Origin of the sequence: Streptomyces liliifuscus, from assembly GCF_016598615.1 — a bacterium.
Taxonomy (GTDB): domain Bacteria; phylum Actinomycetota; class Actinomycetes; order Streptomycetales; family Streptomycetaceae; genus Streptomyces; species Streptomyces liliifuscus.
Genome location: NZ_CP066831.1, coordinates 5,143,618 through 5,163,851 on the forward strand (window position 1 = coordinate 5,143,618; position 20,234 = coordinate 5,163,851).

Genomic DNA, 20,234 nt, shown 5'->3' on the forward strand with positions numbered 1-20,234 from the left:
GCTCGTGCCGTTCGTGTCGCTGCTCATGCCAACTCCTCCCGCAGCTGCTTGCGGGCCCGCAGGGCCCGTGTCTTGACCGTCCCCGGCGGGATGCCGAGCAGGACGGCCGCCTCCCTGGTGGTCAGCCCGTCGATGACCGTGGCCTGGAGGACCGCCCGCAGCTCCGGCGACAGCCGGACGAGGGCGCCCGCGAGGTCCCCGTGCTCCACCCCCGCGAGCACGCGCTCCTCCGCGGACGCCTCGTCCCGGTGCCGCAGCCGGGCCAGCGCCTGCCGCAGCCGGCCCCGGGCGCCGTCGCCGCGCAGCGCGTCGATCAGCCGCCGGGAGCCGATGCGCCACAGCCAGCCGGCCACATCGCCCTCCTCGCGGTAGCGGGCACTGCCGCGCCAGACCGCGAGGAACGTCTCCTGTACGACGTCGTCGACGATCCCGGCATCCGCGCACCGACCGCGCAGCCGTGCTCCGAGCCACGGCGCGTACCGCCGGTACAGCTCTTCGAAGGCGCGCCGGTCACCGTCCGCCGCGATGGCCCGCAGCAGATCCCCGTCGCTTCTCGTTTCCCTCACACCCCCTCATCGCACGAGCCCCACCGATCGGTTCACGTCTGCGCGAGAACTTTCCGGAACCCGGCATTCACCTTGACAGGTCCCCGGCCATCCACCACCCTTTCACTACTCAATTAGTGAAAGGGTGGTGGTCGGTTGTGGTCGAGTACCGCATCGACCGGCGCAGCGGTGTCGCCACGTACGTCCAGATCGTCCAGCAGACCAAGCAGGCCCTGCGGCTGGGCGTCCTCGAACCGGGCGACAAGCTCCCCACGGCCCGTGAGGTCGTGGAGGCCACCGCGATCAATCCGAACACCGTTCTGAAGGCCTACCGCGAGCTGGAGCGCGAGGGCCTGGTCGAGGCCAGACGCGGCCTCGGCACATTCGTACGGCGCTCGCTGGGCGCCGCACCCGCCGACCACACCGCCCTGCGCTCGAAGCTGACCGCCTGGGTGGACGAGGCACGCAAGGAAGGCCTGGAGCGCGAGGACATCGGCGCGCTCTTCGCCTCCGTACTGGACGAGAAATGCCCTGAGGGGGAGCGATGAACAGGGTTGGGGACGGGACCGCGCTGACAGCGGCCGGGCTGGGCAAGCGGTATCGGCGCCGACGCGGCCATGTGCTGCGGGACTGCTCCTTCCGGCTGCCGGCCGGCCGGATCTGCGCCCTGGTCGGACCGAACGGCGCGGGCAAGTCGACGCTCCTGCAACTGGCGGCCGGTCTGATACGCCCCACCGAGGGCACCTTGACCGTCCTCGGCACCAGCCCCGCCGGGGCCCGCGAGCGCTTCGCCTACGTCGGCCAGGGCAAACCGCTGCCGCCCCAGCTCACGGTCGCCGCCACGCTCCGCCTCGGCGCCGAGCTGAACCGCGCCCGCTGGGACCGATCGGCCGCGGAACGCATCGCGTACGGACACCCCACCGCCCAGGGCGCCCGGGACGGCGCCCTCGACCCCACCGCGAGGATCCGCTCCCTCTCTGGCGGCCAGCGCACCCGCGTCGCCCTGGCCCTGGCCTTCGGCAAACGGCCCGAGCTGATGCTGCTGGACGAGCCGATGGCCGACCTCGACCCGCTCGCCCGGCGCGAACTCCTCGGGGCACTGTTGGGCGAGGCCGCCGAGCACGGCACGACGATCGTGATGTCCTCGCACGTCGTCGCCGAGCTGGAGGGCGTCTGCGACCACCTGCTCCTCATGGGCGGCGGCCGGATCCGGCTCGGCGGCGACCCGGAGGAGCTGCTCGCCGCGCACACCCTGGTCACCGGCCCGCCGCGCGACCTCACCGGCCACACCGTCGTCGAGTCACGCGACACGGGCCGCCAGCTCACGGCCCTGATCCGCCCGGACGGCCCACTGTCCGACGACTGGCAGACCGCCGCGCCCTCCCTGGAGGAACTGCTCCTGGCCCATCTGCGCAACCCGAAGGCACCCGACCTGTTCACCGAGGACGCCGCAGCGGGCGAGGAGAAGAGCGGGAGCGAGGCGGCAGAGGCCGAAGCGGCCGGCGAGACCGGAGAGGCCGAAGAAGGCCAGGAGAACGAGGAGAACGCGCGCGCATGACGACTCTCCTCGCCTCCGACGGCACTTCCACCGGCAGCTCCCCACGCGCCGGCCGCGGCCTCGCCCGGTCCGTGCTGCGCCTGCACCGGTCGGCCCTGTGGTTCTGGCTGCTGCTGGTCGTGGTCCTGTCGGCGACGATGCTGTGGGCGTACGGTCCGGGCTACGACGCCGCCGACACGGACCTCCGGGAGAGGTGCCGCGCCAGCGTGGAGGCCTGCCACTTCCCCGACGGCTCCGCGTTCCACAGGTACGACAGGGCCTTCTCGTACAGCACCCTCGTCGTCACGTACTTCCCCTTCCTCGTCGCCGTCTGGGCGGGCGCGGCCCTCATCGCCCGCGAACTGGAGACCGGCACCGCGCACCTCGCCTGGACCCAGTCCGTCTCCCCCACCCGCTGGCTCACCGCGAAGCTCGCCGTGCCCGCGCTGATCATCACCGCGGGCTCGGCCGTACTGGTCCCGCTGCACCGTCTGATGTGGACCCAGGACGTGGGGCTGCGCTCGATCGACTGGTACGACCGGAGCATCTACCCGTCGAGCGGAACCGTCCCGCTCGCCTACGCCCTGTGCGGCCTGGCCCTCGGCGCGCTGGCGGGCCTGGTCGTCGGCCGCGCGCTGCCCGCTCTGGGCGTCGCCTTCGCGGCCCTGCTGGCCGTGTTCTACCTGGGCGCCGAGTACCGCCTGAGCCTGTGGCCGACGGTCACGGTCACCGGCGCCAAAGCCCTGAACCTGCCGGACGACGCTCTTCAGCTCGACCGGGGCGTGATCACGGACGAGGGCACCCGGATCGCCAACAACATGGCCTGCACCGACGCCGACGGCGCGGCCGGCCTCCGGCACTGCCTGGCCGACAGCGGCCTCGACGAGATCTGGGCCACCTACCACCCGAAGTCCCACTTCTGGCCGCTCCAGCTCGCCGAGACCGGTGTCGTGCTGGCCGTCGCCGCCCTCGCGGTCACCGCCGCGTTCGTCCTGCTCCGCCGCCGCACCGCCACAGAAGGGGTAGCCGTATGAGTGCCTTCGCCGTGAAAGGGACAGCCGAGACCCCCGGAGTACCGCCCGGCGGGCCGGTCAAGGGGCTGCCGTGGGCCGTGCTGCGGCTGCACCGCGCGGCGCTCGCCGTGTGGGGCGCCTTCCTGCTGGCCACCATCGGCATGCTGGTGTGGGAGGCCGGGATCAACGCGGACTCCGTACGGGACCGGATCGCCGCCTGCGGCCACGACCCCGGCCTGTGCCGTATCAGGGCGGTGGTCGACTACGGCGGGACCATCGGCTGGGCCTCCACCCTCGTCTACTACAGCTTCTTCGCCGTGGCCGCGTTCGCCGGCGGCGCGCTGATCGGACGTGAGCTGGAGAACGGCACCGCGCAGCTCGCCTGGACGCAGTCCGTCTCGCCGACGCGGTGGCTGGCCGCCACGCTCGCCGTTCCGGCGGTGCTGCTGGTGGCAGGCGGCACGGTGTTCGTGTTCGTGTTCCGGTGGGCCTGGGCGGCCAACCGGGACCTGATGGGCGACGACTGGACCTTCAACGACGTGTTCGCCGCGCGAGGGCCCGCCCTGGTGGCGTACGGGCTGTGCGCGCTGGGCGTGGGCGCGCTCGCCGGGGTCGTGCTGCGGCGGTCGCTGCCCGCGCTGGGGGTCGCCTGCGGGGTGATGTACCTGATCAACCACAACCTGGAGAAGTCCCGCGAGGATCTCTGGCCGACGGTTGCCTCCGGCGGTTCCGGCGGCCAATTCCATCCCGAGTCCCACTACTGGCCGATGCATCTCGTGGAGACCGGGATTGTGCTCGGGGTCGCCGTTGTTGCCACCGGGGCGGCATTCTGGGTGCTTCGGCGGCGTACGGGCTGAGCGGTTGGATGTACGTGCGGGGTGTTTGTGGCTGATCGCGCAGTTCCCCCGCGCCCCTGAAGGGGCGAAGCCCCTTCAGGGGGGTGCGGCCCGACGCCGGGGAGCCGCCCCCCGCTATCCCGCACGTCATGTCGCCGTAACCGGTCATTCAGACGGGCTTGCGACGCTCAGGCAATGAACCCCGCCGCGCCCGAGCCCTCGCCTCCACCGGAGCACGAGCCCTCGTCCGTGAGGGAGAACGGAAGCCCGCACATCCCCGTACAGCTCCCGCCCGCCCTCTCCGACGCGCCCGTTTCGGCCCCGGCGCGGAAGAATGGGTTCATGAGTCAGCCCAACGCCAGCGCACAGGTCCAGCACCCGCAGCCGTCCGTCGGCTCCATAGCCGCGCACCGCCCGCACACGGTGGCGGCGAACGTCTCCGACCTGGAGCCCGACCTCGACGCTGACCTCGACGCGTACGAGGACACGGTGCAGGACGGCGTCCAGCTTCCGCAGGGCCGGTTCCTCGACCGGGAGCGCAGCTGGCTCGCGTTCAACGAACGGGTCCTCGAACTCGCCGAGGATCCGAACACACCCCTCCTCGAACGGGCGAATTTCCTGGCGATCTTCGCCAGCAACCTGGACGAGTTCTTCATGGTCCGCGTGGCCGGCCTGAAGCGCCGCATCCACACCGGCGTGGCCACCCGCTCCGCCTCGGGGCTGCAGCCCCGCGAGGTGCTGGAGATGATCTGGGCCCGCTCCCGTGAGCTCATGGCCCGGCACGCCGCCTGCTACCAGGAGGACGTGGCCCCCCAGCTCGCCGAGGAGGGCATCCACCTCGTCCGCTGGAGCGAGCTGACCGAGAAGGAGCAGGCCCGCCTCTTCACGCTCTTCCGCCACCAGATCTTCCCGGTGCTGACGCCGCTGGCGGTCGACCCCGCGCACCCCTTCCCATACATCTCGGGCCTGTCGCTGAACCTGGCCGTGGTCGTGCGGAACCCGGTCTCCGGCCACCGCCACTTCGCGCGCGTCAAGGTCCCGCCGCTGCTCTCCCGCTTCCTGGAGGCCTCCCCGAACCGCTACGTCCCCATCGAGGACGTCATCGCGGCCCACCTGGAGGAGCTCTTCCCGGGTATGGAGGTCCTCGAGCACCACGCGTTCCGCGTCACCCGGAACGAGGACCTGGAGGTCGAGGAGGACGACGCCGAGAACCTTCTCCAGGCCCTGGAGAAGGAGCTCATGCGGCGTCGCTTCGGACCGCCGGTGCGCCTGGAGGTCGAGGAGTCCATCGACCGGTACGTCCTGGACCTGCTGGTACGGGAGCTGAAGATCACCGAGGCCGAGGTGTACCCGCTGCCGGGTCCCCTGGACCTCACCGGTCTCTTCGGCATCGGCAAGCTCGACCGGCCCGAGCTGAAGTTCCCGAAGTTCATCGCGGGCACCCACCGCGACCTCGCGGAGGTCGAGTCCGCCTCGGCGCCGGACATCTTCGCGGCGCTCAGGGAGCGGGACGTACTCCTCCACCACCCGTACGACTCCTTCTCCACCTCCGTCCAGGCCTTCCTGGAGCAGGCGGCCGAGGACCCCGACGTCCTCGCGATCAAGCAGACCCTGTACCGGACCTCCGGCGACTCCCCGATAGTCGACGCGCTCATCGAGGCCGCCGAGTCCGGCAAGCAGGTGCTGGTCCTGGTCGAGATCAAGGCCCGCTTCGACGAGCAGGCCAACATCAAGTGGGCGAAGAAGCTGGAGGAGGCCGGCTGCCACGTGGTCTACGGCCTCGTCGGCCTGAAGACCCACTGCAAGCTCTCCCTCGTCGTGCGCCAGGAGGGCGAGACCCTCCGCCGCTACAGCCACGTCGGCACGGGCAACTACCACCCCAAGACCGCCCGGCTGTACGAGGACCTGGGACTCCTGACCGCGGACCCACAGGTCGGCGCGGACCTCTCGGACCTCTTCAACCGGCTCTCCGGCTACTCCCGCCGCGAGACCTACCGCCGGCTGCTCGTCGCACCCAAGTCCCTGCGCGACGGCCTGATCGCCCGTATCAACAAGGAGGTCCAGCACCACCGTGCCGGACGTCCCGCCTACGTCCGCATCAAGGTCAACTCCATGGTGGACGAGGCACTCATCGACTCCCTCTACCGCGCGTCCGAGGCGGGCGTGCCGGTGGACGTGTGGGTGCGCGGAATCTGCGCCGTACGACCGGGAGTCCCGGGCCTGTCCGAGAACATACGCGTACGGTCCATCCTCGGCCGCTTCCTCGAACACTCCCGGGTCTTCGGCTTCGGCAACGGAGGCGAGCCCGAGGTGTGGATCGGCAGCGCCGACATGATGCACCGCAACCTCGACCGCCGTATCGAAGCCCTGGTCAGGATCACCGACCCCGCTCACCGGGCAGCCCTGAACCGGCTGTTCGAGACCGGCATGTCCGACACCACTTCCTCCTGGCACCTCGGCCCCGACGGCGAATGGACCCGGCACGCGACCGACGCCGACGGCCAGCCGCTGCGCAACGTCCAGGAGATGCTCATAGACGCCCGGAGGCGCCGGCGTGGCACAGCAACACCTTGACCCCACGGCCGGACCCGTGGCCGGGGACGCCCTGGCGGCCTATCTCCAGGCCCAGGCCACGGAGTTCCTCCGCGCGCTGCGCCAGCACCGCGAGACCGGCGGTGCGACGGCGACGGCGACGAACGGCACGGAGGAGGCCGTGGACGCGGCGCGCGCCCTGCGCCGCTCGGCCCGCCGCATCAGCGGCACGCTGCACACGTTCCGGCCGCTCCTCGACGAGGGCTGGTCGGAGGGCATGCGCCCCGAACTGGCCTGGCTGTCGGGCACGTTGGCCCGCGAGCACGCGTACGGGGCCAGGCTGGACCGCCTGCTGGCGGCCCTGCACCGGCTGTCGGGCTCCTCGGCGCTCCCGGCCCAGGCCTCGGATCCGGACGCGCATCCCGGCACCCATCCCGGCGCACGCGCCCAACTCCCGTCGGAGAAAGGCGCCCTGACCGTCGGGGCGGCCAAAGCGGGCGCCCTGCTGGAGCGCCAGCTGACACTGGCCCGCACGAGGGCCCACTCCGCCGCACTCCAGGCACTCGGCTCCTCCCGGTTCCACGCCGTCGCCGACAACGTCGCCGTCCTCGCCAGCGAGGTCCCGCTGACCGCGTCCGCATCCGCGTCCGTCACCGGCCTCAAGCCCCTGGCCGCCGCCGCGGAGGAACGCCTCTGCGACGCGGTGGCCGGACTGCCCCTGATCACCGCGGGCCACCCCTACAACGCGGAGGCCCTCGTCCACGGCCTCTCCGCCGACACGGCCCCGCAGCCCCAGGACTCCCCCTGGCACCAGGTCCGGCTCCTGCTGCGCCTGCACCGCTATGCGCGCGAGGTCCTGTTCGGCGACGAAGCCCCCGTGGACGTACGCCTGCTGACCGCGGGTCAGGCCCTGGACCGGCACCGCGACGCGGCCGAGGCCGCAGCGGCGGCGGCCTCCGCGGCCCGCACCCCGCGGATCGCCCCGGCCACGGCGTACGCGCTCGGGGTGCTGCACGCGGACCAGCGACACGAGGTGGAAGCGGCCAGGTTCGCGTTCCAGCGGGCCTGGCTGAGGGAGACGGTCGGCACTCCGTAACCCGCGGAGGCCCCGTACACGCGATGGGAGGCCCAGTGCACGCGACGAACGGAGACCCCGTGCTCGCGGCGGGCTGCGTACTGTGGCGCCACTCGCCGTTCGACGGCGAACTGGAGATCTGCCTGGTCCACAGGCCGAAGTACGACGACTGGTCGCATCCGAAGGGCAAGCTGAAACGCGCCGAGGACGCGCTCGCGGGCGCGGTGCGCGAGGTGGAGGAGGAGACCGGCTACCGGTGCGCCACCGGACCCCGGCTGGCCACGCTCCACTACATGGCCAACGACCGCCCCAAACAGGTCAGTTACTGGGCGGCCGAGGCGACGGAGGGCCGCTTCGCCCCCAACCGCGAGGTCGACCGCATCCTCTGGCTCCCCCCGACGGGAGCCCGCCACCGGCTCACCCAGCCCCGCGACAAGGACCTGGTCGACGAGCTCCTCGCGGTGCTCCGGCACGCCTGATCCCGTCCCCGAACGGCCGCGATGCCGTCCGGGTACGGCTGATCGAACACACGTGACGGAACGGTTAACGCCACCCGAACGATCTTTCCGCGTCGTTCTCTGTGGCTCCTGTGAATGTTGAGATGTGTGTGCACCACACCTGGCACGAGCAATCAACTCGCCTTACTCACTGAGGAGTTGCCAGCATGATGCACATCAGGAGAAGCGCCGCCCTTGTCGTGGCCGCGGCGGCGATCGCGACCGGCGTGAGCATGTCGCCGGCCGCCGCCGCCCAGAACAACGGCGTCTGCACCACCAGCACGAGCTCCAACCTCTTCGGCGAGCTCTGTCTGTACTTCAACTCCGGTCTGCAGGGCTCGCACGCCGACTTCAACGTGCCCACCAGGGACCACGCCGGCTATGTCTTCAGCTCCTCCGGCAACGGTCAGGGCCAGCCGGTGAAGAACAACGCTGCGGGCGGCCGGAACCTCGACACCGACTGCACGGCGAGCGTCTACTTCAACAGCGGCTGGAGCGGCGTCGCCGACTACATCCCGGCGAGGTCGTCCGTGGGGCAGTTCACCCGCGTCTACAACGAGAACGCCTCCAACCACTGGGAGTGCCCGTGACCCAGCGGTCGCGGGGGCGAGTGCTCGCCCCCGCGGCCGCGGCCGTCGGCGCCCTGCTGCTGACGTCCTGCGGCGGCGCCGGCTCACCGGAGAAGGCCTCCCCGAGGCCCGGGCCCAGCCCCTCCACAGAGGTGAAGCTGCGGACCCCGCTCCTCCAACGCCCCATCGACCAGGCCCGGTTGCTGCCCTCCGAGCTGGCCGCGATCGGCCGCGCCGAGCTGATCACCCGCGCGGCCTGCATGCGCCGGTACGGCTTCGAGTACCGCGTCGACTTCACCAGGAGCCTGCACGCCACGATCCCCGACCGCTCGTACGGCGTGATGTCGAAGGAGCAGGCGAGCCGGTACGGCTACCACATGGCCCCGGACGTCGACCCGCGTGTACCGGCGAACCAGGAGAAGCAGACCGACCTGATCGGCGCCGTGAAGGCCCGGACCGCCGAGGACCGCAGGGTCGAGCATCTCCTTCTCTACGGCAGCGAGTCGGAAACCATCACCGAGGCCGACATCAGGCGCGGCGACGGAGCGCAGCCGGCCACCGAGGCGAAGGTCATCGGCGAGTACAAGGACAAGCCCGTGCGCGAGGGCGGCTGCTACGAGGAGGCCCGCACCACGGTCGTCGGCGACGGCGGCTCCGAGCGCAATCCGGTCGCCATGGACATCTACCTGCGCTCCTTCGACGAGGCGGGCAAGGACCCCGAGGTCCGCGAGGTCGTCGAGAAGTGGTCGTCGTGCATGGCCCGCAAGGGATACAAGTACGACTCCCCGCTCGACGCCGGCACCGACCTCCCCACGGCGAGGAGTCCCGAGCCCGACGCCCGCGAGAAGAAAGTGGCCCTCGCCGACATCGCCTGCAAGAACGACACCTCGCTGATCCGCGTCTGGTCGACGGTCGAGGCCCGCTACGAGCGGCGCGCGATGGCCAGGAAGAAAAAGACGATAGCCGCGGAGACCGAGCGCAAACAGGGCATGGTCCGACGCGCACTCGACATCCTGGGTACGACCGAAGGCGCCGCGCGCTAGCCGCCGACGCTCAGGCTGCCGTTCCTAAGTGCCCCTCCGCGTCGGTGCGGGCCAGGCTGCGGGCGCGGCGGGCCGGGCCTCTCCAGCCGCAGCTGCAGCGCGCCAGGCAGAAAGGCCCCTGGTCGACCGTCGTCGTGTGATGTTCCGGAGAATTGCTCTGCTCCTGATGCGCCACGGGAACAACGGTACCCACCGCAAGTAAACGCCACCCCAAGCCGGGGTCCTCGCGTGACAACACCCCCCACCCGTCGTTAAGCGGAACGACAGGAGGCCCGCGCGAGGACGGCCCGGCTGGGGGTTGGCAGGCGATGGTGGAGCGGCAACTGAGACTGCGGGGCAGCGCTGTCGCCCTGGCCGCCGCGACGGCGGGGCTGGTGGTCTGCGCCACCGGATGCTCGGGCCCCGGGGCCGCCGCCGAGGACGCACGGGCCGCCGAGGACCCGGTCGGAACCCTCCACCGGAGCGCGGAGAACCTGGTCCGGGCGGGCAGCTCCAAGGCGCGTACGTCGATGGAGATGGCCACCGGCGGCACCCGCGTGACGATCCGCGGCGAGGGCGTCTACGACTACGCGGACCAGGTGGGCCGTCTGAAGGTGCTCCTCCCCCAGGACCCGGCCGGCGCCGACGAGCGCCGCCCGATCACCGAGCTCCTCGCTCCGGGCGCCCTCTACATGAAGAACCGCGGCGCGGGCGTCCCGGCCGACAAGTGGGTACGCGTCGACACGGCCACGCTCTCCGACGGGAACCTGGTCACGGGCGGCGCGACCGACCCGTTCGCCGCCGCGGAACTGCTGCGGGGCACGCGGAAGGCGACGTACGTGGGGCGGACGTCGGTCGCGGGCACCGCCGTACGGCACTACCGCGGTACCGCCGATCTCGCCGCGGCCGCGCGCGACGCCTCGCCCGGGAGCCGGGCGTCCCTGCGGGCGGCGGCGAAGGGCTTCGCCACGGCGACGGTCCCCTTCGACGTCTACCTCGACGACGAGGGCCGCATCCGCAAGGTCCGCCACCGCTTCAGTTTCGTGAACGGGCAGCAGAAGGGTACGGTCGCGGTCTCCTCGACGACCCTGCTGTACGACTTCGGAGCCCCCGTCGACGTACGGCTGCCGGACGTGAAAGACATCTACGCCGGACGGATCGCCGAGTAGGGAGGCCGGAATGTGCGGGGCCGGAAATGGTCCGTTGGTGCCATGCGCCGTCCGTGGGCCCCTCCCTACTCTAGGAAGTCGGTGACGGCAGGAAGAGGTGATGCACGTGGCTCCGGCGCGCGGTACGGCAGTTCAGGACCACGTGGCCCTCGCCGAGATCGAGCTGTGCGGCGACCTGATCATCGCCGCCTCGGCCGCCCGCGAGGACCGTCTCAGCCCCGACCGCATCGACGAGGTCCTCAAACTGGCCGAAGAACGCTTCCTGGAGGAACACGGCGAGAAGGCCGACAGGTAGCACCGCCTGCTTTCAGGGGCGCGGGGAACGGCGCAGTCCTTCGCCTTTCAGGGGCGCGGGGACGGCGCGGGCCTTTGGCCCTTAGGGGCGCGGGGAACGGCGCAATCTTTTAGGGGCGCGGGGAACTGCGCGACCAGCCCTCACCGGGCCGCACCCGACAACGCACCGGCCTCTACCCGCCCGCCCCGGAGGGCTCACGTGCGCAGAAGCCGCCCAATGGCCTTCGTCGCCTCCTCCACCTTCGCATCGATCTCCGTACCGCCCTTGAGCGCCGCGTCCGCGACACAGTGACGAAGGTGCTCCTCCAGGAGCTGAAGGGCGAACGACTGGAGGGCCTTGGTGGAGGCCGAGACCTGAGTGAGTATGTCGATGCAGTAGACGTCCTCGTCGACCATGCGCTGCAGGCCCCGGATCTGGCCCTCGATCCGCCGCAGCCGCTTGAGGTGCTCGTCCTTCTGCTTGTGGTAGCCGTGGATCCCGCGGTCGTGGTCGGTCACGATTTCCTGGGCTCCGGCCTCCTGCGCCTCGCCGGAGGGCACTGTGGCGCCGGCCTCGGTGGTCGTCATCGCGTCCTCCTGCTGACTGATACCCCTACCGGGTATATGGTAACGAACTCTGCTGGGTATAGGGCCCTTGGGCAACGTCCTCGAAGGACCCCGTGCTGATCACTGTGCCCGATGGGCGACACTGGTGGGCGGCCGGTTAGCCGTGGCCGGATGATGCGCCTAGCATCAGCCTGACCGAAACCGAAGCAATCCGAGGACCCCAAGTGCGATTTCGTCTGACCCCCAGGGAGACGAGCTTCTACGACATGTTCGCCGCATCCGCGGACAACATCGTCACGGGCTCGAAGCTCCTGATGGAACTGCTCGGGGCGGACGCCTCCGGCCGGGCCGAGATCGCCGAGCGTATGCGGGCCGCGGAACACGCCGGTGACGATGCGACGCACGCGATCTTCCACCAGCTGAACTCCTCGTTCATCACGCCGTTCGACCGCGAGGACATCTACAACCTCGCCTCGTCCCTCGACGACATCATGGACTTCATGGAGGAGGCCGTCGACCTGGTCGTCCTCTACAACGTCGAGGATCTTCCGAAGGGCGTCGAGCAGCAGATCGAGGTGCTGGCCCGGGCGGCCGAGCTGACCGCCGAGGCCATGCCGAACCTGCGCACGATGGACAACCTCACCGAGTACTGGATCGAGGTCAACCGCCTGGAGAACCAGGCCGACCAGATCCACCGCAAGCTGCTGGCCATGCTGTTCAACGGCAAGTACGAAGCCATCGAGGTACTCAAGCTCAAGCAGATCGTGGACGTGCTGGAAGAGGCCGCCGACGCCTTCGAGCACGTGGCCAACACGGTGGAGACCATCGCGGTCAAGGAGTCCTGACCTTTTCATGGACACCTTCGCTTTGATCGTGACCATTGGTGTCGCGCTCGGATTCACCTATACCAACGGCTTCCACGACTCGGCGAACGCCATCGCCACATCCGTGTCCACGCGCGCGCTGACGCCTCGGGCCGCGCTCGCGATGGCCGCGGTGATGAACCTCGCGGGTGCCTTCCTCGGCAGCGGGGTCGCCAAGACCGTCAGTGAAGGCCTGATCGAGACACCGCACGGCAACAAGGGCATGTGGATCCTGTTCGCCGCGCTGGTGGGCGCGATCGTCTGGAACCTCGTCACCTGGTACTTCGGCCTTCCGTCCTCCTCCTCGCACGCGTTGTTCGGCGGCATGGTGGGGGCGGCGCTCGCGGGCGGGATCGGGGTCATCTGGTCCGGCGTCCTGGAGAAGGTCGTCATCCCCATGTTCATCTCGCCGATCGTCGGCCTGGTCGCCGGCTATCTGGTGATGTGCGCGATCATGTGGATGTTCCGGCGCTCCAACCCGCACAAGGCGAAGCGCGGTTTCCGTATCGCGCAGACCGTGTCGGCGGCCGGGATGGCCCTTGGCCACGGCCTCCAGGACGCGCAGAAGACGATGGGCATCGTGGTGATGGCCCTGGTCATCGCGGATGTCGAGGACGCGGGCGATCCGATTCCGGTGTGGGTCAAGATCGCGTGTGCGGTGATGCTCTCGCTGGGTACGTACGCGGGTGGCTGGCGGATCATGCGGACGCTGGGGCGGAAGATCATCGAGTTGGATCCACCGCAGGGGTTCGCGGCGGAGACCACGGGCGCCTCGATCATGTTCACGACGGCGTTCCTCTTCCACGCCCCCATCTCGACGACTCACGTCATCACGTCCGCCATCATGGGTGTCGGCGCCACCAAGCGTGTGAACGCGGTCCGCTGGGGTGTCGCCAAGAACATCATCCTCGGCTGGTTCATCACCATGCCGGCGGCCGCCCTCGTCGCGGCGGCCAGCTTCTGGATCGTGAACCTGGCGTTCGTGTAGGGCCTTTCCTCGCCCCCGCCGCCCCTACCCATTCCCGTCCCTTACTCAGGGGCTACGCCCCCGAACCCCCAAAAGACTGCGCAGTTCCCCGCGCCCCTAGGTACTCAGGTACCTAGGGGCGCGGGAACTGCGCAGTCTTTTGGGCTTTTAGGGGCGCGGCGAACTGCGCGACCAGCCCCCACCGGGCCCGCACCCGAAATCGCACCCCACGGGGTCTGGGGCGGAGCCCCAGGAGGGGGGAAACCGACGGGCCCGCCCCCCGGGAGCCAGGGGGCGGGCCCTATTGGGCCCCGCGGTGGCACCGCCATGCAGCACCGCGGGGGGTCGGGAAAATGAGCGGAGCGAGACCGCTCAGCCGAAGCGCCCGGAGATGTAGTCCTCCGTGGCCTGAACGGACGGGTTGGAGAAGATCCGCTCCGTGTCGTCGATCTCGATGAGACGCCCGGGCTGACCGACCGCCGAGAGGTTGAAGAACGCCGTCCGGTCGGAGACACGGGCGGCCTGCTGCATGTTGTGCGTCACGATGACGATCGTGAAGCGCTCCTTCAGCTCACCGATCAGGTCCTCGATGGCCAGCGTCGAGATGGGGTCGAGCGCCGAGCAGGGCTCGTCCATCAGCAGAACCTGCGGCTCGACCGCGATCGCCCGCGCGATGCACAGACGCTGCTGCTGACCACCGGAAAGGCCGGACCCCGGCTTGTTCAGCCGGTCCTTGACCTCGTTCCAGAGGTTCGCGCCTTTGAGCGACTTCTCGACGACATCGCTCAGCTCGGACTTCTTGTAGGAGCCGTTGAGCTTCAGCCCGGCCGCCACGTTGTCGAAGATCGACATGGTCGGGAACGGGTTGGGACGCTGGAAGACCATGCCGATGGTGCGGCGCACGGCCACCGGGTCGACCCCGTGCCCGTACAGGTCCTCGTCGTCCAGGAGCACCTTGCCCTCGACCCGCCCACCGGGCGTGACCTCGTGCATACGGTTCAACGTGCGCAGGAACGTCGACTTGCCGCAGCCGGACGGACCGATGAAGGCTGTCACCGAACGCGGCTCGACGGTCATCGAGATGTCTTCGATTGCCTTGTGGGCACTGTAGTAAGCGGTCAGTCCGCTTACGTCGATTCGCTTGGCCATGGGATCTACTTCTTTCGCGGGGGTAAGTCTGGTCGCTGTATGGCCGCGTCAGCGACCGGTCTTCGGGGCCTTCCAGCGGGCGATGCCGCGGGCCCCGAGGTTGAGGATCATGACGATGATGATCAGCACGAGTGCCGCGGCCCAGGCACGGTCGTAGGCCGCCGCGTTGCCGGCGCTCTGAGCGTACTGCTGGTAGATGTAGAGCGGCAGCGACGCCTGAGCGCCCTCGAACGGGTTGTTGTTGATGAAGGCGCTGCCCCACACCAGAAGCAGTACGGGCGCGGTCTCACCGGCGATGCGCGCGACCGCGAGCATCACACCGGTGGTGATACCACCGATGGACGTCGGCAGAACCACCTTGATGATGGTGCGCCACTTCGGGATACCCAGGGCCAGCGAGGCCTCGCGCAGCTCGTTCGGTACGAGCTTGAGCATCTCCTCCGTGGAGCGGACCACCACCGGCATCATCAGGATGGCGAGGGCCAGCGAACCGGCGAACCCGAAGGGCTCCAGTTTCAGCTCGATCATGATGGCGAGGATGAACAGACCCGCGACGATCGACGGGATACCCGTCATGACGTCGACGAAGAAGGTGACCGTCTGGGCGAGCTTTCCGCGCCCGTACTCGACGAGGTAGACCGCCGTGAGCACACCGACCGGCACGGCCATCACCGTGGCGAGGCCGACCTGCTCCAGGGTTCCGATGATGGCGTGGTTGATACCACCGCCGACCTCCGAGTCCGCGACCACACCCATCGAGTGGCTCAGGAAGTAGAGGTCTAGCACCTTCACACCGCGGCTGATGGTCTCCCAGACCACCGAGGCCAGCGGGATGACGGCGAGGAGGAACGCGACCCAGACGAGGCTGGTGGCGAACCGGTCCTTGGCCTGCCGGCTGCCCTCGACCTTGACGCCGAGACCGTAGCTGACCAGGACGAACAGCACCGAGGCGATCAGCGCCCACTGGATGCTGCTCTCCAGCCCGGCGGCCGCGCTGATGCCGAGGCCCAGACCCACGGAGCCCACGGCGACCGCCCAGGGGGTCCACTTGGGAAGCCGCGCGCCCTGAAGGTTGCTGCTGGGGCGCTCGGGGCGCTTGTCCATGACGACGTTGCTCATGCGTTGGCCCCCGAGTACTCCTTGCGGCGGGCGATGATCGCACGGGCCGCGCCGTTGACCAGCAGGGTGATGACGAAGAGGACCAGACCGGAAGCGATCAGGGCGTTGCGGCCCGTCTCGGTGGCCTCACCGAACTTGCTGGCGATGTTCTGGGCGAAGGTGCCGCCGCCCGGGTCGAGCAGGCTGGTCTCGATGAGGAAGGACGGCGAGAGCACCGTGGCGACGGCCATCGTCTCGCCGAGAGCGCGGCCGAGGCCCAGCATCGAGGCGGAGATGACACCGGAGCGGCCGAAGGGCAGCACCGACATCCGGATGACCTCCCAGCGCGTGGCGCCGAGGGCGAGCGCGGCCTCCTGGTGCATCTGCGGCGCCTGGCGGAAGACCTCACGGCTCACGTTGGTCACGATCGGCAGGATCATGATCGCGAGCAGGATGCCGACGGTGAACAGGGAGCGCGCGGGGCCGCCCTGCCAGTCGAAGATGCCCGTCCACCCGAAGTACGAGTCGAGCCAGCCGAACAGACCGTCCATGTGCGGTACGAGGACGAGGGCGCCCCAGAGGCCGTACACGATGGACGGGACGGCGGCCAGCAGGTCGATCACGTAGCTGATCGGGCCGCCGAGCCTGCGCGGGGCGTAGTGCGTGATGAACAGCGCGATGCCCACGGAGATCGGGACCGCGATCACCATGGCGATGATCGAGGAGATGACCGTGCCGTAGGCGAGGACCGCGATACCGAACTTCGGCGGGTCGGCGTTGGCCTCCCACTCGAAGGCGGTGAGGAAGTTGGCTTCGTCCTCGGAGATGGCAAGAGCCGCGCGGTAGGTGAGGAAGACCGCGATCGCGGCCATGATCACCAGGAGCAGAATGCCCGAGCCTCGCGAGAGACCGAGGAAGATCCGGTCTCCGGGGCGGGTGGCACCGCGTGCGGCGCGCTTCTGCTCCGCGGTCTGTGTGGTGGGGGGAGGGACTGGTGCGTCTTGAGTAGATATGTCCATGGAGTTCTCCGGTCTGCGGAACCTCGGGGTGCGGGCTCCAGGCGGCGGTGCACCGGACGGTGCGGCCCGCTCCGGTTCAACCGGTGCGGGCCGCACACTTGGGTCAGCTCAGGCCGGCGACGGTCGTGCGGACCTTCGTGATGATCTCTTCGGGCATCGGGGCGTAGCTGGCGTCCTTGAGGATGGCCTGCCCCTCCTCGCTGGCGAGGTAGGTGAGGAAGGACTTGGTGGCGGCGAGGGTCTCCGCCTTGTTGCCCTTCTCGCACGCGATCTCGTACGTCACGAGGGTGATCGGGTACGCGCCCTCGGCGGTGGGCTCGTAGTTCAGCTCGAGGGCGAGGTCCTTGCCCTCGCCGACGACCTTGGCCTCGGCGATCGCCTTGGTGGCGTTGTCGACGGTGGCCTCGACGGGCGTGGCCGCATCGGTCTTGACGTGGACCGTCTGGGCGTCCTTGGCGTACGAGAGCTCCATGTAGGAGATCGCGCCGGCGGTCTGGGTCACCTGCTGGGCGAGACCGGAGGAACCCGTGGCGGACTGGCCGCCCTTGGCCTGCCACGCCTTGCCGCCCTCGTACTTCCAGTCCGCGGCGGCCGCGGCCTTGAGGTACTTGGTGAAGTTGTCCGTGGTGCCGGAGTCGTCCGAGCGGTGGAACGTCAGGATCTTGGTCTTGGGCAGGTTCGCGTCGGGGTTCAGCTTCTTGATCGCGGCGTCGTCCCAGGTCTTGATCTTGTCGTCGAAGATCTTGGCCAGGGTCGAGGCGTCCAGGACGAGGCCGTCCACACCCGGGAGGTTGTACGACACGGCGATCGGGCCGCCGACCATCGGCAGGTCGATGGCCTGGCTGTCCTTGCAGACCTCGGCCGACTTGGTGATCTCCTCGGCGTCCAGCGGGGAGTCCGAACCGGCGAAGGCGGTCTGGCCCTGGAGGAAGTTGGTGATACCGGCGCCGGAGCCGTTCGGGTTGTAGTTGATCCGAACGTCCTTGCAGGAGGCCGTGTACTGCTTGACCCAGGCGTCGACCGCGTTCTTCTGCGCGGAGGAGCCGGCCGCGAGCAGCTCGCCCTTGGCGTCGTCACACTTGATGGCGCTGTTGGCCGCGGGCGCACTCGAGTCGCCGCTGCCGCCGCCGGTGTCGTCGGAGCCGCACGCCGTCAGCGCCAGGGCGCCGGAGACGGCGACAGCACCGAGCGAAAGGGCGCGAAGCCGGTTCTTGCGCTGAAGCTTCACTTTCGGGAGTTCCTTCCAGGAGCCGCCGTCTACTGGCGGCGTGCGAGGTCGTGGTGCAGCCTCTCGTCCGCACGAGACTGCCGTCGTACTGCTGGACAACTGATATCGATTGGTACGTGAGCGGGCTTCTGCTCGCACGCCGCACCGGGTAAGGCCGAAATTAGGCAGATCAGGTGAAGCGGCCGATGGCCGTGGGTGAACGGAGGGTGAACCCCTGCCGTCAGTGCGGTGAGGTCACGGAACGCTTACGGGGAGAACACGTGAGGGTCCCGACTACCGGAACCACCTCCTTCGGAAGCATCACTCCCCTCTTCCGGCCTCTCCTCACCCCTCCCGCCCCCCTTCTCACCCCTCCGCCCACCTCGCGTCCCCAGGCTCCCTCGTGGCCGAAAATCGGCGGTGCCGAGCTGCCTCGTACGCGATTCCCGGGACCCGCCCGTGGAACCCGCCGGACCGTGGACCCGTCTCGTTCCACGGGAACAACGGGAGGCGCGCATGCAACGGCGTACGTTCATGGCTGGCGGCGCCGCGCTCGCGGCGACAGCGGTTTCGGCCGCGTGCACCAGCGGCACGGGCGGCACCGGCGGGGGTTCCGGGCCGCGGTCGGGTGAGGGGGCCCGTACGTCAGGCACACCACTGGAGTCGACGAGCACCGCGGCCGACCTCAAGGCCCTGGCGCGGGATCTGGACGGCCCCCTGGTCCGCCCGGGCGAGGCGAACTGGGCGGCGGCCCGCCAGCTCTACAACACCCGCTTCGACTCGCTCAGGCCGACGGCCGTCGCGTACGTCGCCCACGCCGAGGACATCCGTACGACACTCGCGTACGCCCGGGCACGCGCCGTCCCCGTCTCGATCCGCAACGGCGGCCACTCGTACGCGGGCTGGTCCTCGGGTGACGGCCGTCTGATCCTGGACATCTCGAAGCTCTCCAAGGTCCGGGCCTCCGGCGACGAGGCCGTGATCGGCGCGGGCGCCAAGCTGATCGACGTCTACCGCGCGCTGGCCGCGAAGGGCGTCACCATCCCGGCCGGCTCCTGCCCGACGGTCGGCGTCTCGGGCCTGACACTGGGCGGCGGCCACGGCGTCGTGTCCCGTGCCTACGGCCTGACGTGCGACAGCCTCACCCAGGCGACGCTGATCACGGCCGCCGGAAAGCAGCTCACCGCGAGCGCGATCGAGAACAAGGATCTCTTCTGGGCCCTGCGCGGCGCGGGCAACGGCAACTTCGGCGTCGTCACCGAGCTCCGCTTCAAGACGCACCCGGCCCCGCAGGGCGTCTCGGCGTACATGTCCTGGCCGTGGTCCAGGGCCGCCGCCGTCCTCGGTGCCTGGCAGGAGTGGGGCCCCGACCAGCCCGACGAGATCTGGTCCTCGTGCCACTTCGAGAACGCGGCCGGCGGCACTCCCACGGTCTCGGTCTCCGCCTTCTCCCTGGGCACGTACGGCGAACTCCAGAACGCGGTGGACCGCCTCGCCACCCGAATCGGCGCCTCCGCCCGCAGCGTCTCCCTCAAGCGCCGCTCCTACGAGGAGTCGATGGAGGTGTACGCGGGCTGCTCGGCCTTCCCGGACGACGCCCAGTGCCACCTCCCTGGCGCGACACCGGGCCGCTCGCCCCAGGGCGCCCTGGGCCGTGAGACGTACACGGGCCGCTCGGACTTCTTCGACCGCTCGATCCCGGCGGCGGGCATCCAGACCCTGCTCGCCCAGATATCCGGGGTCCGAGGAGGCACGGGCAGCATCGCCCTGACAGCCCTCGGCGGCGCGATCAACAGAATCGACCCCACGGCAACGGCCTTCGTCCACCGCCGCTCCCGCATGCTGGCCCAGTACATCGGGGCCTGGCGCCCCGGAACCTCCGGCACCACATCCAACACCTGGCTGACCCAGGCCCACACAGCGATGAGGCCGTACGCATCAGGCGCGGCCTACCAGAACTACACAGACCCAACCCTCAAGAACTGGCGCCAGGCGTACTACGGCGAGGCGGCCCCCCGCCTGAAGACCCTGAAGAGGAAGTACGACCCGCAGGGCTTCTTCAAGTTCCCACAGTCGCTGTAGGGCGCTGGGGCTGGCAGGGGGGTTGGCTGGGGCGCCCGTTCAGGGGCACGGGGAACGGCGCAGTCTTTTGCCTTCAGGGCCGCGGGGAACGGCCCAGCCTCCGGCTTTCAGGAGCGCGGGGAAGAGGCACCGGCCCAGCCCTGGGCTTTTCAGGGGCGCGGGGAACTGCGCGACAAGCCCCCACCGGGCGCGCACCCGGCAACGAACAACAGGC

At 69.8% G+C, this 20,234-nt stretch carries 20 protein-coding genes; 14 read left to right on the forward strand and 6 right to left on the reverse strand.

Translation table 11 applies throughout. From position 1 onward, the window contains the following. Nucleotides 1-23 precede the first annotated feature (23 nt). Nucleotides 24-566 carry an RNA polymerase sigma factor gene (locus JEQ17_RS21790; RefSeq protein ID WP_143639439.1) on the reverse strand — a complete coding sequence of 181 codons (543 nt, stop codon included), beginning with the start codon at nucleotides 564-566 and terminating at the stop codon, nucleotides 24-26. A 137-nt stretch (nucleotides 567-703) separates the two neighbouring features. On the opposite strand from JEQ17_RS21790, the gene JEQ17_RS21795 reads away from it, so the two are divergent. The 11 genes from JEQ17_RS21795 to JEQ17_RS21845 all read left to right on the forward strand — a co-directional run bounded on the left by JEQ17_RS21795 (nucleotide 704) and on the right by JEQ17_RS21845 (nucleotide 11,090). Then, a complete protein-coding gene (locus JEQ17_RS21795) occupies nucleotides 704-1,093 on the forward strand; it encodes a GntR family transcriptional regulator (protein WP_200396791.1) in 390 nt (129 codons plus the stop codon). After that, nucleotides 1,090-2,103, forward strand: coding sequence for an ABC transporter ATP-binding protein (locus JEQ17_RS21800; protein WP_200396792.1), 1,014 nt, complete (start codon nucleotides 1,090-1,092; stop codon nucleotides 2,101-2,103). The genes JEQ17_RS21795 and JEQ17_RS21800 overlap by 4 nt, the downstream gene beginning before the upstream one ends. Beyond that, nucleotides 2,100-3,116, forward strand: a complete 1,017-nt coding sequence (locus JEQ17_RS21805) for a hypothetical protein (protein ID WP_200396793.1) — start codon at nucleotides 2,100-2,102, stop codon at nucleotides 3,114-3,116. Before JEQ17_RS21800 ends, JEQ17_RS21805 begins: the two co-directional genes overlap by 4 nt. Then, entirely contained in the window at nucleotides 3,113-3,952 is an 840-nt protein-coding gene (locus JEQ17_RS21810; protein WP_234048312.1) for a hypothetical protein, read from the forward strand. The genes JEQ17_RS21805 and JEQ17_RS21810 overlap by 4 nt, the downstream gene beginning before the upstream one ends. Nucleotides 3,953-4,273: 321 nt before the next feature. Next, nucleotides 4,274-6,505, forward strand: a complete 2,232-nt coding sequence (locus JEQ17_RS21815; RefSeq protein ID WP_200396794.1) for an RNA degradosome polyphosphate kinase — start codon at nucleotides 4,274-4,276, stop codon at nucleotides 6,503-6,505. Beyond that, nucleotides 6,486-7,559 (forward strand): CHAD domain-containing protein, encoded by a 1,074-nt coding sequence (locus JEQ17_RS21820; protein ID WP_200396795.1) that lies wholly within the window; start codon nucleotides 6,486-6,488, stop codon nucleotides 7,557-7,559. The genes JEQ17_RS21815 and JEQ17_RS21820 overlap by 20 nt, the downstream gene beginning before the upstream one ends. A 23-nt stretch (nucleotides 7,560-7,582) precedes the next feature. Further along, entirely contained in the window at nucleotides 7,583-8,017 is a 435-nt protein-coding gene (locus tag JEQ17_RS21825; protein ID WP_200396796.1) for an NUDIX hydrolase, read from the forward strand. A gap of 185 nt (nucleotides 8,018-8,202) precedes the next feature. After that, on the forward strand, nucleotides 8,203-8,625 hold the full coding sequence (locus JEQ17_RS21830; RefSeq protein WP_200396797.1) for a hypothetical protein: 423 nt from the start codon (nucleotides 8,203-8,205) through the stop codon (nucleotides 8,623-8,625). Continuing rightward, nucleotides 8,622-9,647, forward strand: coding sequence for a hypothetical protein (locus JEQ17_RS21835; RefSeq protein ID WP_200396798.1), 1,026 nt, complete (start codon nucleotides 8,622-8,624; stop codon nucleotides 9,645-9,647). The genes JEQ17_RS21830 and JEQ17_RS21835 overlap by 4 nt, the downstream gene beginning before the upstream one ends. A gap of 308 nt (nucleotides 9,648-9,955) precedes the next feature. Continuing rightward, the gene (locus JEQ17_RS21840; RefSeq protein ID WP_200396799.1) at nucleotides 9,956-10,795 is read left to right on the forward strand and encodes a hypothetical protein; all 840 of its coding nucleotides are present in this window, start codon (nucleotides 9,956-9,958) and stop codon (nucleotides 10,793-10,795) included. Between the two features lie 100 nt (nucleotides 10,796-10,895). Further along, nucleotides 10,896-11,090, forward strand: coding sequence for a hypothetical protein (locus tag JEQ17_RS21845; protein ID WP_200396800.1), 195 nt, complete (start codon nucleotides 10,896-10,898; stop codon nucleotides 11,088-11,090). A gap of 194 nt (nucleotides 11,091-11,284) precedes the next feature. Here JEQ17_RS21845 and JEQ17_RS21850 read toward each other — a convergent pair whose 3' ends face one another. Continuing rightward, nucleotides 11,285-11,656 (reverse strand): metal-sensitive transcriptional regulator, encoded by a 372-nt coding sequence (locus tag JEQ17_RS21850; protein WP_200396801.1) that lies wholly within the window; start codon nucleotides 11,654-11,656, stop codon nucleotides 11,285-11,287. A gap of 203 nt (nucleotides 11,657-11,859) precedes the next feature. Between JEQ17_RS21850 and JEQ17_RS21855 the strand changes: the two genes are divergently transcribed. Together JEQ17_RS21855 and JEQ17_RS21860 are read left to right on the forward strand one after the other, a co-directional pair. Next, nucleotides 11,860-12,480: a DUF47 domain-containing protein gene (locus JEQ17_RS21855; protein ID WP_055614694.1), complete on the forward strand. Its 621-nt coding sequence runs from the start codon at nucleotides 11,860-11,862 to the stop codon at nucleotides 12,478-12,480. Nucleotides 12,481-12,487: 7 nt separating this feature from the next. Beyond that, nucleotides 12,488-13,486 (forward strand): inorganic phosphate transporter, encoded by a 999-nt coding sequence (locus tag JEQ17_RS21860; RefSeq protein WP_200396802.1) that lies wholly within the window; start codon nucleotides 12,488-12,490, stop codon nucleotides 13,484-13,486. Between the two features lie 351 nt (nucleotides 13,487-13,837). Here the strand turns inward: JEQ17_RS21860 and pstB are convergent, their stop codons facing one another. From pstB to pstS, 4 genes are all read right to left on the reverse strand, one after another. Further along, nucleotides 13,838-14,614, reverse strand: coding sequence for a phosphate ABC transporter ATP-binding protein PstB (pstB, locus tag JEQ17_RS21865; protein ID WP_055612687.1), 777 nt, complete (start codon nucleotides 14,612-14,614; stop codon nucleotides 13,838-13,840). Nucleotides 14,615-14,662: 48 nt separating this feature from the next. Next, the gene (gene pstA / locus JEQ17_RS21870; RefSeq protein ID WP_200396803.1) at nucleotides 14,663-15,733 is read right to left on the reverse strand and encodes a phosphate ABC transporter permease PstA; all 1,071 of its coding nucleotides are present in this window, start codon (nucleotides 15,731-15,733) and stop codon (nucleotides 14,663-14,665) included. Then, the gene (gene pstC / locus JEQ17_RS21875) at nucleotides 15,730-16,731 is read right to left on the reverse strand and encodes a phosphate ABC transporter permease subunit PstC (protein WP_200396804.1); all 1,002 of its coding nucleotides are present in this window, start codon (nucleotides 16,729-16,731) and stop codon (nucleotides 15,730-15,732) included. The genes pstA and pstC overlap by 4 nt, the downstream gene beginning before the upstream one ends. Nucleotides 16,732-16,834: 103 nt before the next feature. Then, complete coding sequence (gene pstS / locus JEQ17_RS21880) at nucleotides 16,835-17,959, reverse strand: phosphate ABC transporter substrate-binding protein PstS (protein ID WP_200396805.1); 1,125 nt, start codon at nucleotides 17,957-17,959, stop codon at nucleotides 16,835-16,837. 495 nt (nucleotides 17,960-18,454) lie between these two features. Here pstS and JEQ17_RS21885 point away from each other — a divergent pair, with 495 nt between their 5' ends. After that, the gene (locus JEQ17_RS21885) at nucleotides 18,455-20,020 is read left to right on the forward strand and encodes an FAD-binding oxidoreductase (protein WP_200396806.1); all 1,566 of its coding nucleotides are present in this window, start codon (nucleotides 18,455-18,457) and stop codon (nucleotides 20,018-20,020) included. The last annotated feature ends 214 nt before the right edge of the window (nucleotides 20,021-20,234 follow it).

Coding starts and splice junctions, on each gene's coding strand:
- JEQ17_RS21800 (WP_200396792.1), top strand. CDS start 1,090: ATGAACAGGGTTGGGGACGGGACCGCGCTGACAGCGGCCGGGCTGGGC.
- JEQ17_RS21805 (WP_200396793.1), top strand. CDS start 2,100: ATGACGACTCTCCTCGCCTCCGACGGCACTTCCACCGGCAGCTCCCCA.
- JEQ17_RS21810 (WP_234048312.1), top strand. CDS start 3,113: ATGAGTGCCTTCGCCGTGAAAGGGACAGCCGAGACCCCCGGAGTACCG.
- JEQ17_RS21815 (WP_200396794.1), top strand. CDS start 4,274: ATGAGTCAGCCCAACGCCAGCGCACAGGTCCAGCACCCGCAGCCGTCC.
- JEQ17_RS21825 (WP_200396796.1), top strand. CDS start 7,583: ATGGGAGGCCCAGTGCACGCGACGAACGGAGACCCCGTGCTCGCGGCG.
- JEQ17_RS21830 (WP_200396797.1), top strand. CDS start 8,203: ATGATGCACATCAGGAGAAGCGCCGCCCTTGTCGTGGCCGCGGCGGCG.
- JEQ17_RS21840 (WP_200396799.1), top strand. CDS start 9,956: ATGGTGGAGCGGCAACTGAGACTGCGGGGCAGCGCTGTCGCCCTGGCC.
- JEQ17_RS21845 (WP_200396800.1), top strand. CDS start 10,896: ATGCACGTGGCTCCGGCGCGCGGTACGGCAGTTCAGGACCACGTGGCC.
- JEQ17_RS21850 (WP_200396801.1), bottom strand. CDS start 11,656: ATGACGACCACCGAGGCCGGCGCCACAGTGCCCTCCGGCGAGGCGCAG.
- JEQ17_RS21860 (WP_200396802.1), top strand. CDS start 12,488: ATGGACACCTTCGCTTTGATCGTGACCATTGGTGTCGCGCTCGGATTC.
- pstB (WP_055612687.1), bottom strand. CDS start 14,614: ATGGCCAAGCGAATCGACGTAAGCGGACTGACCGCTTACTACAGTGCC.
- pstA (WP_200396803.1), bottom strand. CDS start 15,733: ATGAGCAACGTCGTCATGGACAAGCGCCCCGAGCGCCCCAGCAGCAAC.
- pstC (WP_200396804.1), bottom strand. CDS start 16,731: ATGGACATATCTACTCAAGACGCACCAGTCCCTCCCCCCACCACACAG.
- JEQ17_RS21885 (WP_200396806.1), top strand. CDS start 18,455: ATGCAACGGCGTACGTTCATGGCTGGCGGCGCCGCGCTCGCGGCGACA.